Raw genomic sequence first — 16,773 nt, forward strand, 5'->3', positions numbered from 1 at the left:
GTTTGTGTTTAAACCCAGGAGGGCAAATCCCGGGTGTTATAGATTTGAGTTAAAATTATCTTGAAAGGTATATGAACCCGTCTTTTTTATTCATTTGAATATTTCCAATTCCATCAACCGATTCGTAGGTCAAGATGTAGAAGTAAGTTCCAGTAGGCAAACCGTCTGATTGGCTTACTGTAGTTCTTCCTCTTGAATAGCCTTCAAAAGCATTAGTTTCGTTGTTGTATTTTTTTGTTTCAAATACTAATACTCCCCAACGGTTATAGATTTCTACAGCAACACCAGATGGATAACATAAGCTATCACTTACACCGTCTATTACAAGTTTTTGATTCTTATCATCTCCATTAGGGGTAAAGGCTTTGTGAACAACAATCGCTTCACAGCCTAATACAAAAGCTACTTCTATGGTAACAGTTGCTGGGTCACAATTACTTGGATTTAGTTTTTCACAGATATTGTAAACGATAGTGTAGGTTCCAGCAGTCGTTCCAGCTGGTACGCTGATTTGACCCGTTGTTGTGTCTATTACAGGAACTGATCCACCACCAATAGGAGTAGCTGGAATTGTTACGGTAAGATTTACTTGATCAATAGTAACATTAACACCGTTCAGTGTGTCGTTTCCATTTCCATTATTGTCTAAAACATTTCCTATGTTAGGATTTCCATTTGTTCCATCTATGTCAATGAACTTATCATCTTGTGCAATTATTACTTGAGTAGGAGGTGGTGGCGGTGCAGGAACAGTAACAGTTATTGTTACAATAGCTGAATCACAATTTCCAGCATTTAGTTTTTCACAAATGCTGTAAACAATCGTATAATTTCCAGCAGGCGTTCCAGCAGGAATGCTGATTTGACCTGTTGTTGTGTCAATTACAGGAACTGTTCCACCATTAATAGCAGTTGCAGGAGTCGTTACGGTAAGATTCACTTGACCGATAGTAACAGGCAGACCGTTTAAGGTATCGTTTCCATTACCGTTATTGTTTAGAACGTTACCAGCATTGTTGTTTCCAGTAGCACCGTTTCCACCAGCAATGGTGTCGTCTTGAGCGATAATTGCAGGAGCAGTTACCGAAACAATAACCGTTGCCGAATCACAATTCGTTGGATTTAGTTTTTCACAAATGCTGTAAACAATCGTATAATTTCCAGCAGGCGTTCCAGCAGGAATACTGATTTGACCTGTTGTGGTGTCAATTACAGGAACCGTTCCGCCATTAATAGCAGTTGCAGGCGTTGTTACGGTAAGATTCACTTGATCGATAGTAACAGGCAGACCGTTTAGGGTATCGTTTCCATTACCGTTATTGTTTAGAACGTTACCAGCATTAGGATTTCCAGTAGTACCATTTCCACCAGCGATGGTATCGTCTTGAGCGATAATTGCAGGCGCAGTTACCGAAACAATAACCGTTGCCGAATCACAATTCGTTGGATTTAGTTTTTCACAAATACTGTAAACAATCGTATAATTTCCAGCAGGCGTTCCAGCAGGAATACTGATTTGACCTGTTGTGGTGTCAATTACAGGAACCGTTCCGCCATTAATAGCAGTTGCAGGCGTTGTTACGGTAAGATTCACTTGATCGATAGTAACAGGCAGACCGTTTAGGGTATCGTTTCCATTACCGTTATTGTTTAGAACGTTACCAGCATTAGGATTTCCAGTAGTACCATTTCCACCAGCGATGGTATCGTCTTGAGCGATAATTGCAGGCGCAGTTACCGAAACAATAACCGTTGCTGAATCACAATTCGTTGGATTTAGTTTTTCACAAATGCTGTAAACAATCGTATAATTTCCAGCAGGTGTTCCAGCAGGAATGCTGATTTGACCTGTTGTGGTGTCAATTACAGGAATTGTTCCACCATTAATAGCAGTTGCAGGAGTCGTTACGGTAAGATTCACTTGACCGATAGTAACAGGCGCACCGTTTAAGGTATCGTTTCCATTACCGTTATTGTTTAGAACGTTACCAGCATTAGGATTTCCAGCAGCACCGTTTCCACCAACGATGGTATCGTCTTGAGCAATGATTGCAGGCGCAGTAACAGTTATTGTTACAATAGCCGAATCACAATTCGTTGGATTTAGTTTTTCACAAATACTGTAAACAATCGTATAATTTCCAGCAGGTGTTCCAGCAGGAATGCTGATTTGACCTGTTGTGGTGTCAATTACAGGAACCGTTCCACCATTAATAGCAGTTGCAGGCGTTGTTACGGTAAGATTCACTTGACCGATAGTAACAGGCAGACCGTTTAGCGTATCGTTTCCATTACCGTTATTGTTTAGAACGTTACCAGCATTAGGATTTCCAACTGTTCCATTTCCACCAGCGATGGTGTCGTCTTGAGCGATGATTGCAGGCGCAGTAACAGTTATTGTTACAATAGCTGAATCACAATTCGTTGGATTTAGTTTTTCACAAATACTGTAAACAATCGTATAATTTCCAGCAGGCGTTCCAGCAGGAATGCTGATTTGCCCCGTTGTGGTGTCAATTACAGGAACCGTTCCACCATTAATAGCAGTTGCAGGAGTGGTTACGGTAAGATTCACTTGATCGATAGTAACAGGCGCACCGTTTAGCGTATCGTTTCCATTACCGTTATTGTTTAGAACATTACCAGCATTAGGATTTCCAACTGTTCCATTTCCACCAGCGATGGTATCGTCTTGAGCGATAATTGCAGGAGCAGTTACCGAAACAATAACCGTTGCCGAATCACAATTCGTTGGATTTAGTTTTTCACAAATACTGTAAACAATCGTATAATTTCCAGCAGGCGTTCCAGCAGGAATACTGATTTGACCTGTTGTGGTGTCAATTACAGGAACTGATCCACCATTAATAGCAGTTGCAGGCGTTGTTATGGTAAGATTCACTTGACCGATAGTAACAGGCAGACCGTTTAGGGTATCGTTTCCATTACCGTTATTGTTTAGAACGTTACCAGCATTAGGATTTCCAGCAGCACCGTTTCCACCAACGATGGTATCGTCTTGAGCAATGATTGCAGGCGCAGTAACAGTTATTGTTACAATAGCCGAATCACAATTCGTTGGATTTAGTTTTTCACAAATACTGTAAACAATCGTATAATTTCCAGCAGGTGTTCCAGCAGGAATGCTGATTTGACCTGTTGTTGTGTCAATTACAGGAACTGTTCCACCATTAATAGCAGTTGCAGGCGTTGTTATGGTAAGATTCACTTGACCGATAGTAACAGGCGCACCGTTTAGGGTATCGTTTCCATTACCGTTATTGTTTAGAACGTTACCAGCGTTAGTATTTCCAGTAGCACCGTTTCCACCAGCGATGGTATCGTCTTGAGCGATAATTGCAGGAGCAGTTACCGAAACAATAACCGTTGCCGAATCACAATTCGTTGGATTTAGTTTTTCACAAATACTGTAAACAATCGTATAATTTCCAGCAGGCGTTCCAGCAGGAATGCTGATTTGACCTGTTGTGGTGTCAATTACAGGAACCGTTCCGCCATTAATAGCAGTTGCAGGCGTTGTTATGGTAAGATTCACTTGACCGATAGTAACAGGCGCACCGTTTAGGGTATCGTTTCCATTACCGTTATTGTTTAGAACATTACCAGCGTTAGTATTTCCAGTAGCACCGTTTCCACCAGCGATGGTATCGTCTTGAGCGATAATTGCAGGAGCAGTTACCGAAACAATAACCGTTGCCGAATCACAATTCGTTGGATTTAGTTTTTCACAAATGTTGTAAACAATCGTATAATTTCCAGCAGGCGTTCCAGCAGGAATACTGATTTGACCTGTTGTGGTGTCAATTACAGGAACCGTTCCGCCATTAATAGCAGTTGCAGGCGTTGTTATGGTAAGATTCACTTGATCGATAGTAACAGGCAGACCGTTTAGCGTATCGTTTCCATTACCGTTATTGTTTAGAACATTACCAGCATTAGGATTTCCAACTGTTCCATTTCCACCAGCGATGGTATCGTCTTGAGCGATAATTGCAGGAGCAGTTACCGAAACAATAACCGTTGCCGAATCACAATTCGTTGGATTTAGTTTTTCACAAATACTGTAAACAATCGTATAATTTCCAGCAGGCGTTCCAGCAGGAATACTGATTTGACCTGTTGTGGTGTCAATTACAGGAACTGATCCACCATTAATAGCAGTTGCAGGCGTTGTTATGGTAAGATTCACTTGACCGATAGTAACAGGCAGACCGTTTAGCGTATCGTTTCCATTACCGTTATTGTTTAGAACGTTACCAGCATTAGGATTTCCAACTGTTCCATTTCCACCAGCGATGGTGTCGTCTTGAGCGATGATTGCAGGCGCAGTAACAGTTATTGTTACAATAGCTGAATCACAATTTCCAGCATTTAGTTTTTCACAAATGTTGTAAACAATCGTATAATTTCCAGCAGGCGTTCCAGCAGGAATGCTGATTTGACCTGTTGTTGTGTCTATTACAGGAACAGTTCCACCACCAATTGGAGTTGCAGGCGTTGTTACCGTAAGGTTCACTTGGTTGATGGCTACGTTTTGACCGTTTAAGGTATCGTTTCCATTACCGTTATTGTTTAACACGTTACCAGCATTGTTGTTTCCAGTAGTACCGTTTCCACCAGCGATGGTATCGTCTTGAGCGATAATTGCAGGCGCAGTTACCGAAACAATAACCGTTGCTGAATCACAATTCGTTGGATTTAGTTTTTCACAAATGCTGTAAACAATCGTATAATTTCCAGCAGGTGTTCCAGCAGGAATGCTGATTTGACCTGTTGTGGTGTCAATTACAGGAACCGTTCCGCCATTAATAGCAGTTGCAGGCGTTGTTATGGTAAGATTCACTTGATCGATAGTAACAGGCAGACCGTTTAGCGTATCGTTTCCATTACCGTTATTGTTTAGAACGTTACCAGCATTAGGATTTCCAACTGTTCCATTTCCACCAGCGATGGTATCGTCTTGAGCGATAATTGCAGGAGCAGTTACCGAAACAATAACCGTTGCCGAATCACAATTCGTTGGATTTAGTTTTTCACAAATACTGTAAACAATCGTATAATTTCCAGCAGGCGTTCCAGCAGGAATACTGATTTGACCTGTTGTGGTGTCAATTACAGGAACTGATCCACCATTAATAGCAGTTGCAGGCGTTGTTATGGTAAGATTCACTTGACCGATAGTAACAGGCAGACCGTTTAGCGTATCGTTTCCATTACCGTTATTGTTTAGAACGTTACCAGCATTAGGATTTCCAACTGTTCCATTTCCACCAGCGATGGTGTCGTCTTGAGCGATGATTGCAGGCGCAGTAACAGTTATTGTTACAATAGCTGAATCACAATTTCCAGCATTTAGTTTTTCACAAATGTTGTAAACAATCGTATAATTTCCAGCAGGCGTTCCAGCAGGAATGCTGATTTGACCTGTTGTTGTGTCTATTACAGGAACAGTTCCACCACCAATTGGAGTTGCAGGCGTTGTTACCGTAAGGTTCACTTGGTTGATGGCTACGTTTTGACCGTTTAAGGTATCGTTTCCATTACCGTTATTGTTTAACACGTTACCAGCATTGTTGTTTCCAGTAGTACCGTTTCCACCAGCGATGGTATCGTCTTGAGCGATGATTGCAGGCGCAGTTACCGAAACAATAACCGTTGCCAAATCACAATTCGTTGGATTTAGTTTTTCACAAATACTGTAAACAATCGTATAATTTCCAGCAGGCGTTCCAGCAGGAATGCTGATTTGACCTGTTGTTGTGTCAATTACAGGAACTGTTCCACCATTAATAGCAGTTGCAGGAGTTGTTACGGTAAGATTCACTTGACCGATAGTAACAGGCGCACCGTTTAAGGTATCGTTTCCATTACCGTTATTGTTTAGAACGTTACCAGCATTAGGATTTCCAACTGTTCCATTTCCACCAGCGATGGTATCGTCTTGAGCATTAATTAATGGAGTAATGGTACAATTAGTACATTCAGGATCTTTAGGACATGTTGTACATGGCGTTGGATCAGATGAAGTATCAGTTACAGGATTTCCTTGCGGATCTTTGGCTGTAACTGTAGCTAAATTGTAAATTGTTCCTTTGTTAATATCAGTTTGTGTAATAGTATGTGAAGCACTAAATGTACTAGTGTCAGTAGCACCAACTGCAAGTGTAGTAATAGGTCCGCCCGATACGATTGCATTGTTATCTAAAAGAGTAACATTTGTCAAAGGTACATTTCCTGTATTTTTAATAACAAAGTTATATAAAATGGTATCTCCAATATTGGTAATTCCATCATTATTATTATCTACATATCTTCCATCTTTAGTAACTTCTATAGAGCAATTGTTAATGGTTAACACTACTGCTGTACGAGTCAAACTTGTACAATTTTCATTTGAAGCTTGAGCATAATAAGTAACAGTTCCAACAGTACTTAATGTAGGGTTAGTAACAATTGTTCCATCAGTTGCGGCAGTGTACCAAGTGATTGTTTCACCAACTTTAGTTGCTGTAGCAATAGCAGTTAATATTTGAGAAGGAGATTCTTGACATACTGTTTGGTTATTTGTTATTGGTGCATTAGGAGCAGCAGGCGCATCCAAAATCGTAGCAGTAGTTGTAGCCGTACAACCATTCGCATCGGTTACCGTGTAAGTATAAGTTCCAGCATCCAAATTAGAAGTAGCAGCACCACCATAAGTGAACGGTGCTTTACCATTCGAAGCCAAAGTTACCGAACCTTTACCACCGAAACACACGATTTGAGTTGGCGTAGCAGTCAAAGTAATCGCAGCAGGCGCATCCAAAATCGTAGCAGTAGTTGTAGCCGTACAACCGTTAGCATCGGTTACCGTATAAGTATAAGTTCCAGCAATTAAGTCAGTAGTTGCACCTGTAAAAGTGAACGGTGCTTTCCCATTCGAAGCCAAAGTTACCGAACCTTTACCACCGAAACACACGATTTGAGTTGGCGTAGCAGTCAAAGTAATCGCAGCAGGCGCATCCAAAATCGTAGCAGTAGTTGTAGCCGTACAACCGTTAGCATCGGTTACCGTATAAGTATAAGTTCCAGCAATTAAGTCAGTAGTTGCACCTGTAAAAGTGAACGGTGCTTTCCCATTCGAAGCCAAAGTTACCGACCCTTTACCACCGAAACACACAATTTGAGTTGGTGTAGCAGTCAAAGTAATCGCAGCAGGCGCATCCAAAATCGTAGCAGTAGTTGTAGCCGTACAACCGTTAGCATCGGTTACCGTGTAAGTATAAGTTCCAGCAATTAAGTCAGTAGTTGCACCTGTAAAAGTGAACGGTGCTTTACCGTTAGAAGCCAAAGTTACCGACCCTTTACCACCGAAACACACGATTTGAGTTGGCGTAGCAGTCAAAGTAATCGCAGCAGGCGCATCCAAAATCGTAGCAGTAGTTGTAGCCGTACAACCGTTAGCATCGGTTACCGTATAAGTATAAGTTCCAGCAATTAAGTCAGTAGTTGCACCTGTAAAAGTGAACGGTGCTTTCCCATTCGAAGCCAAAGTTACCGAACCTTTACCACCGAAACACACGATTTGAGTTGGCGTAGCAGTCAAAGTAATCGCAGCAGGCGCATCCAAAATCGTAGCAGTAGTTGTAGCCGTACAACCGTTAGCATCGGTTACCGTATAAGTATAAGTTCCAGCAATTAAGTCAGTAGTTGCACCTGTAAAAGTGAACGGTGCTTTCCCATTCGAAGCCAAAGTTACCGACCCTTTACCACCGAAACACACAATTTGAGTTGGTGTAGCAGTCAAAGTAATCGCAGCAGGCGCATCCAAAATCGTAGCAGTAGTTGTAGCCGTACAACCGTTAGCATCGGTTACCGTGTAAGTATAAGTTCCAGCAATTAAGTCAGTAGTTGCACCTGTAAAAGTGAACGGTGCTTTACCGTTAGAAGCCAAAGTTACCGAACCTTTACCACCGAAACACACGATTTGAGTTGGCGTAGCAGTCAAAGTAATCGCAGCAGGCGCATCCAAAATCGTAGCAGTAGTTGTAGCCGTACAACCGTTAGCATCGGTTACCGTATAAGTATAAGTTCCAGCAATTAAGTCAGTAGTTGCACCTGTAAAAGTGAACGGTGCTTTCCCATTCGAAGCCAAAGTTACCGACCCTTTACCACCGAAACACACAATTTGAGTTGGTGTAGCAGTCAAAGTAATCGCAGCAGGCGCATCCAAAATCGTAGCAGTAGTTGTAGCCGTACAACCGTTAGCATCGGTTACCGTGTAAGTATAAGTTCCAGCAATTAAGTCAGTAGTTGCACCTGTAAAAGTGAACGGTGCTTTACCGTTAGAAGCCAAAGTTACCGAACCTTTACCACCGAAACACACGATTTGAGTTGGCGTAGCAGTCAAAGTAATCGCAGCAGGCGCATCCAAGATAGTTGCAGTCGTAGTAGCCGTACAACCGTTCGCATCGGTTACCGTGTAAGTATAAGTTCCAGCAGCTAAATTAGTAGTCGCATCACCACCATAAGTGAAAGGTGCTTTACCATTAGAAGTTAAAACAACAGACCCTTTACCACCAAAACACACAATTTGAGTTGGCGTAGCGGTTAAAGTAATCGCAGCAGGTGCATCTAAAATAGTTGCAGTAGTTGTAGCCGTACAACCGTTCGCATCGGTTACGGTATAGGTATAGGTTCCAGCAGTTAAATTAGTAGTCGCATCACCACCATAAGTGAACGGTGCTTTACCGTTAGAAGCCAAAGTCACCGATCCTTTACCACCGAAACACACAATTTGAGTTGGAGTCGCAGTCAAAGTAATCGCAGCAGGCGCATCTAAAATCGTTGCAGTAGTTGTAGCTGTACAACCATTGGCATCGGTTACGGTATAGGTATAGGTTCCAGCATCCAAATTAGTTGTTGAACCTGTAAAAGTGAACGGTGCTTTACCGTTAGAAGCTAAAGTTACTGATCCTTTACCACCAAAACACACAATTTGAGTTGGAGTCGCAGTCAAAGTAATCGCAGCAGGAGCCTCTAAAATAGTTGCAGTAGTTGTAGCCGTACAACCGTTCGCATCGGTTACGGTATAGGTATAGGTTCCAGCAGTTAAATTAGTAGTCGCATCACCACCATAAGTGAACGGTGCTTTACCATTAGAAGACAATACAACAGAACCTTTACCACCAAAACACACAATTTGAGTTGGAGTCGCAGTCAAAGTAATCGCAGCAGGTGCATCCAAGATAGTCGCAGTAGCAGTTGCGGTACAACCATTGGCATCGGTTACGGTATAGGTATAGGTTCCAGCAGTTAAATTAGTAGTCGCATCACCACCATAAGTGAATGGTGCTTTACCATTAGAAGACAATACAACAGACCCTTTACCACCGAAACACACAATTTGAGTTGGCGTAGCAGTCAAAGTAATCGCAGCAGGCGCATCCAAGATAGTTGCAGTAGCAGTAGCCGTACAACCATTGGCATCGGTTACGGTATAAGTATAAGTTCCAGCAGTTAAATTAGTAGTCGCATCACCACCATAAGTGAATGGTGCTTTACCATTCGAAGCCAAAGTCACCGACCCTTTACCACCAAAACACACAATTTGAGTAGGCGTAGCAGTCAAAGTAATCGCAGCAGGTGCATCTAAAATAGTTGCAGTAGCAGTAGCCGTACAACCATTGGCATCGGTTACGGTATAGTTATAGGTTCCAGCATCCAAATTAGTTGTTGAACCTGTAAAAGTGAATGGTGCTTTCCCATTAGAAGTTAAAACAACAGACCCTTTACCACCAAAACACACAATTTGAGTAGGCGTAGCAGTCAAAGTAATCGCAGCAGGTGCATCCAAAATCGTTGCAGTAGCAGTAGCCGTACAACCATTGGCATCGGTTACCGTGTAAGTATAAGTTCCAGCAGCTAAATTAGTAGTAGCATCTCCACCATAAGTGAACGGCGCTTTACCGTTAGAAGCCAAAGTTACCGACCCTTTACCACCAAAACACACAATTTGAGTAGGCGTAGCAGTCAAAGTAATCGCAGCAGGAGCCTCTAAAATAGTTGCAGTAGCAGTAGCGGTACAACCATTGGCATCGGTTACGGTATAAGTATAAGTTCCCGCAATTAAGTCAGTAGTAGCAGCACCACCATAAGTGAATGGTGCTTTACCGTTAGAAGCCAAAGTTACCGACCCTTTACCACCAAAACACACAATTTGAGTAGGCGTAGCAGTCAAAGTAATCGCAGCAGGTGCATCCAAGATAGTTGCAGTAGCAGTAGCGGTACAACCATTGGCATCGGTTACGGTATAAGTATAGGTTCCCGCATCCAAATTAGTTGTTGAACCTGTAAAAGTGAATGGTGCTTTACCGTTAGAAGCCAAAGTTACCGACCCTTTACCACCAAAACACACAATTTGAGTAGGCGTAGCAGTCAAAGTAATCGCAGCAGGTGCATCTAAAATCGTTGCAGTAGCAGTAGCCGTACAACCATTGGCATCGGTTACCGTATAAGTATACGTTCCCGCATCCAAATTAGTTGTTGAACCTGTAAAAGTGAATGGTGCTTTTCCATTAGAAGTTAAAACAACAGACCCTTTACCACCAAAACACACAATTTGAGTAGGCGTAGCAGTCAAAGTAATCGCAGCAGGTGCATCCAAGATAGTTGCAGTAGCAGTAGCGGTACAACCATTGGCATCGGTTACGGTATAGGTATAAGTTCCAGCAGTTAAATTAGTAGTAGCATCACCACCATAAGTGAATGGTGCTTTACCGTTAGAAGCTAAAGTTACCGAACCTTTACCACCAAAACACACAATTTGAGTAGGCGTAGCAGTCAAAGTAATCGCAGCAGGCGCATCCAAAATCGTTGCAGTAGCAGTAGCGGTACAACCGTTCGCATCGGTTACGGTATAGGTATAGGTTCCAGCAGTTAAATTAGTAGTCGCATCACCACCATAAGTGAACGGTGCTTTACCGTTAGAAGCCAAAGTTACCGATCCTTTACCACCGAAACACACAATTTGAGTTGGCGTTGCAGTAAGTGTAATTTGAGCAGGCGCATCCAAGATAGTTGCAGTCGTAGTAGCCGTACAACCGTTCGCATCGGTTACGGTATAGGTATAGGTTCCAGCAGTTAAATTAGTAGTCGCATCACCACCATAAGTGAACGGTGCTTTACCGTTAGAAGCCAAAGTTACCGATCCTTTACCACCGAAACACACAATTTGAGTTGGCGTTGCAGTAAGTGTAATTTGAGCAGGCGCATCCAAGATAGTTGCAGTCGTAGTAGCCGTACAACCGTTCGCATCGGTTACCGTGTAAGTATAAGTTCCAGCAGTTAAATTAGTAGTCGCATCACCACCATAAGTGAATGGTGCTTTACCATTCGAAGCCAAAGTCACCGACCCTTTACCACCAAAACACACAATTTGAGTAGGCGTAGCAGTCAAAGTAATCGCAGCAGGTGCATCTAAAATAGTTGCAGTAGCAGTAGCCGTACAACCATTGGCATCGGTTACGGTATAGTTATAGGTTCCAGCATCCAAATTAGTTGTTGAACCTGTAAAAGTGAATGGTGCTTTCCCATTAGAAGTTAAAACAACAGACCCTTTACCACCAAAACACACAATTTGAGTAGGCGTAGCAGTCAAAGTAATCGCAGCAGGCGCATCCAAAATCGTTGCAGTAGCAGTAGCCGTACAACCATTGGCATCGGTTACCGTGTAAGTATAAGTTCCAGCAGCTAAATTAGTAGTAGCATCTCCACCATAAGTGAACGGCGCTTTACCGTTAGAAGCCAAAGTTACCGACCCTTTACCACCAAAACACACAATTTGAGTAGGCGTAGCAGTCAAAGTAATCGCAGCAGGTGCATCTAAAATAGTTGCAGTAGCAGTTGCGGTACAACCATTGGCATCGGTTACCGTATAAGTATACGTTCCCGCATCCAAATTAGTTGTTGAACCTGTAAAAGTGAATGGTGCTTTCCCATTAGAAGTTAAAACAACAGACCCTTTACCACCAAAACACACAATTTGAGTAGGCGTAGCAGTCAAAGTAATCGCAGCAGGTGCATCCAAGATAGTTGCAGTAGCAGTAGCGGTACAACCATTGGCATCGGTTACGGTATAGGTATAAGTTCCAGCAGTTAAATTAGTAGTAGCATCACCACCATAAGTGAATGGTGCTTTACCGTTAGAAGCCAAAGTTACCGACCCTTTACCACCAAAACACACAATTTGAGTAGGCGTAGCAGTCAAAGTAATCGCAGCAGGTGCATCTAAAATCGTTGCAGTAGCAGTAGCCGTACAACCATTGGCATCGGTTACCGTATAAGTATACGTTCCCGCATCCAAATTAGTTGTTGAACCTGTAAAAGTGAATGGTGCTTTTCCATTAGAAGTTAAAACAACAGACCCTTTACCACCAAAACACACAATTTGAGTTGGCGTTGCAGTAAGTGTAATTTGAGCAGGCGCATCCAAGATAGTTGCAGTAGCAGTTGCGGTACAACCGTTCGCATCGGTTACCGTATAAGTATACGTTCCAGCAGCTAAATTAGTAGTAGCATCACCACCATAAGTGAACGGTGCTTTACCGTTAGAAGCCAAAGTCACCGACCCTTTACCACCAAAACACACAATTTGAGTAGGCGTAGCAGTCAAAGTAATCGCAGCAGGAGCCTCTAAAATAGTTGCAGTAGCAGTAGCGGTACAACCGTTCGCATCAGTTACAGTATAGTTATAAGTTCCAGCAGTTAAATTAGTAGTCGCATCACCACCATAAGTGAACGGTGCTTTACCGTTAGAAGCCAAAGTTACCGATCCTTTACCACCAAAACACACAATTTGAGTAGGCGTAGCAGTCAAAGTAATCGCAGCAGGAGCCTCTAAAATAGTTGCAGTAGCAGTAGCGGTACAACCGTTCGCATCGGTTACCGTGTAAGTATAAGTTCCAGCAATTAAGTCAGTAGTTGCACCTGTAAAAGTGAACGGTGCTTTACCGTTAGAAGCCAAAGTTACCGAACCTTTACCACCGAAACACACGATTTGAGTTGGCGTAGCAGTCAAAGTAATCGCAGCAGGCGCATCCAAGATAGTTGCAGTCGTAGTAGCCGTACAACCGTTCGCATCGGTTACCGTGTAAGTATAAGTTCCAGCAGCTAAATTAGTAGTCGCATCACCACCATAAGTGAAAGGTGCTTTACCATTAGAAGTTAAAACAACAGACCCTTTACCACCAAAACACACAATTTGAGTTGGCGTAGCGGTTAAAGTAATCGCAGCAGGTGCATCTAAAATAGTTGCAGTAGTTGTAGCCGTACAACCGTTCGCATCGGTTACGGTATAGGTATAGGTTCCAGCAGTTAAATTAGTAGTCGCATCACCACCATAAGTGAACGGTGCTTTACCGTTAGAAGCCAAAGTCACCGATCCTTTACCACCGAAACACACAATTTGAGTTGGAGTCGCAGTCAAAGTAATCGCAGCAGGCGCATCTAAAATCGTTGCAGTAGTTGTAGCTGTACAACCATTGGCATCGGTTACGGTATAGGTATAGGTTCCAGCATCCAAATTAGTTGTTGAACCTGTAAAAGTGAACGGTGCTTTACCGTTAGAAGCTAAAGTTACTGATCCTTTACCACCAAAACACACAATTTGAGTTGGAGTCGCAGTCAAAGTAATCGCAGCAGGAGCCTCTAAAATAGTTGCAGTAGTTGTAGCCGTACAACCGTTCGCATCGGTTACGGTATAGGTATAGGTTCCAGCAGTTAAATTAGTAGTCGCATCACCACCATAAGTGAACGGTGCTTTACCATTAGAAGACAATACAACAGAACCTTTACCACCAAAACACACAATTTGAGTTGGAGTCGCAGTCAAAGTAATCGCAGCAGGTGCATCCAAGATAGTCGCAGTAGCAGTTGCGGTACAACCATTGGCATCGGTTACGGTATAGGTATAGGTTCCAGCAGTTAAATTAGTAGTCGCATCACCACCATAAGTGAATGGTGCTTTACCATTAGAAGACAATACAACAGACCCTTTACCACCGAAACACACAATTTGAGTTGGCGTAGCAGTCAAAGTAATCGCAGCAGGCGCATCCAAGATAGTTGCAGTAGCAGTAGCCGTACAACCATTGGCATCGGTTACGGTATAAGTATAAGTTCCAGCAGTTAAATTAGTAGTCGCATCACCACCATAAGTGAATGGTGCTTTACCGTTAGAAGCCAAAGTCACCGACCCTTTACCACCAAAACACACAATTTGAGTAGGCGTAGCAGTCAAAGTAATCGCAGTTGAAGGAGCATTGATAGTAGTTGATAATTGTACTGATTTACAATTTTTGCTGTCTTTTACAGTAACTACATAAACACCAGGCCCTATGTTTGTTAGGTCTTCAGTTACTGCATTGTAAGGATTTCCATCTTTTGTCCATGTGTAAGTATATGGTGCGGTACCTCCACTAGTATTAATATCTATACTACCTGTTGAACAGCCAAAGCATTTGATATCTGTTTTACTTTGTAAACTTAAAGTTGGTGTTGCATTAACAGTAATTACAATTTCTTGTTTAGGTCCAATACATGAACCGGAAACAGCTTCGGCCACATAATATGTTTTTTGTCCAGGAGTTGCTGTTGACGGTATTAATTCTGTTTGAGCAGTTCCTGTAGGTGAGTCATAGTAGTATAAAATGTATGCTGGATTACTTTTGGTAGCAGTAAGCGCAACAGCAGTATCACCTTGACAATATTGAGTTGTGTTACCACTTACATTTGGCTTTGTTTGAACATTAGTTACTTTAATTGTATAAGGAAAGTTACAAGTGCTGCTTACTCCAGGAGGCACTGCATAGTAATTTACAGATCCAGCAGTTGCAGGGATTGGATTTGTAATAGTATATTCTATCGAGGTTGATGTAACAGGATATTCGTTATAAAATCTTGATCCAGTTGGAAATCCATCATTTATTTCTGTAATAGGAATACTGCTTGCTTGAGTGCAAAATACAAATTCTCTAATATTAGTAGTGTTTCCGCAATTAGTATTTGTATAAGCAGTAGCATTGATAGGAATATTTAGGGGATTCAAAATAGGTTCACCTACACAAAGTCCTGATGAGCTATATCCAATATACAATGGTTTATTGTTAAAATTAATTCCTGTAATAGCACCTACACCACTTATTGTTCCTAGAATTGAAACATTTTGATTGCAAGATGAATTTTTAAGAATAGAACAATCTGTAGTTGTTTTTACTTTAAATGAAAAATCAGCCAATAAAATATTAGGATTGGCAGGTAAAGGTAATGTTCCGAAATCATATACAATTGAACCTTTTGGGCCTAGAGTAGGGTCAAAATAATAATTATTAGGTAAGTGTGTAGTTCCTGTATAATCATTTTTTGTTAAACTTCCTGGAACAAAATCCAAAGTATAAGGTATAGGAATAATGTACTTGGTATTGTTTATAGCTTCTGTACCTTTATTATAAATATTAATTTTCATTCCTAATTCATCTCCAGGCAAAACAGAAGGAACTGAACCAATAACAGGAACATTATTTAAGGTTTGAGCTGCCATTACAGCCTCTGGCTCGGGAACATAAGCATCTACGGACATGGCAATTGCAAAAATCACATACCTGTCTTGGTCAGTACCATATTTAAAACTAGTAGCGTTTTGATTGTTTCCAATAATTGTATTGTTGGTATTAGGGATATCAAACATTTTAATATCGATACCAGTATTATTTTTTACATTAGGGTTTCTAACGTTTCCACCTGTTTGTATCGCTGAATTGAAAAAATTATTTGTAACATTTGCTTCGTTTCTTAAGCGAGTGTAAGTGTTGGTATTTCTATTTTGTATTTCGAAATAATCTCCGCCATAACTTACATCACCTTCACTGGCGATTAATCCTAATTTCATACCAACATTTCCAGTAGCAACGGTATTAAATCCAGTTATAGGAAGGACTTTAGCAGCTTCGTTACTGTTAATATGAGCATAACCATCAAAAATGGTTATATCTCTATTTTTCATTTGTGAATTTTCATAAATCACAATCATTCCCCAACCACCAGAATATCCTTGAGGAGAATCAGTTCCTTCTCTTAATGCAATATTTGCTGCAAAATAATCTCCAATTCCATTTGTTCTAACATAATCAGTAACTTCAGTATAAGCCACAAAAATATCATTGTTAGTTCCGTTAGTAGGATAATTAATATTAGCAGAAGTAGCTGTTATTTGGGTATAAGATGAAGATGAAGGCCCTTTTAATAAAATCTTGGTTTTGTCAAGCGTTTTTGTAACCCCATTTTTGGTAACGTTAAAAGGGGTGTTGTTTGTTGTAGATCTTCCTGTCCAATACAAACCTGCATATACTATTTTAGAACAGCTTGGCACAGCTCCATTTTCAGTTGACAATGAAAGTCTTGCTGAAGAAGAATTAAGAGTATTAGAATCACCATCAATATCTACATATCTCATGGCAGCAGCATTGTCACCATTGTCATTGTAGGATTGCAATGTTAAATTGGTGTTTCCTATTAATATAAAATCTCCTTTGATGTTATAGACCTTTTTAGTAGGTGTTTCACTTGATGTTCTTTGTACAAAAGCTTTTACTTGTGCATTTGCTCCAAGAGGATTAGAGATAAATGCAAAAAACATAATGATGAAACACCAAAATGAAGCAAGCTTATAGTTAGTAAAGTATAAATTTTTCATGTCAAGTTAGGTTTAAGTAGAAT

General features: G+C 41.3%; 1 protein-coding gene. It reads right to left on the minus strand.

Annotated elements, in window-relative coordinates:
- Positions 1 to 55: 55 nt before the first annotated feature.
- Entirely contained in the window at positions 56 to 16,750 is a 16,695-nt protein-coding gene (locus OZP15_RS06825; RefSeq protein ID WP_281337353.1) for a T9SS type B sorting domain-containing protein, read from the minus strand.
- Positions 16,751 to 16,773 lie beyond the last annotated feature (23 nt).

It is taken from the genome of Flavobacterium eburneipallidum (assembly GCF_027111355.2).
In the GTDB taxonomy this organism is placed as follows: Bacteria; Bacteroidota; Bacteroidia; order Flavobacteriales; family Flavobacteriaceae; genus Flavobacterium; species Flavobacterium eburneipallidum.

Coding starts and splice junctions, on each gene's coding strand:
- OZP15_RS06825 (WP_281337353.1), bottom strand. CDS start 16,750: ATGAAAAATTTATACTTTACTAACTATAAGCTTGCTTCATTTTGGTGT.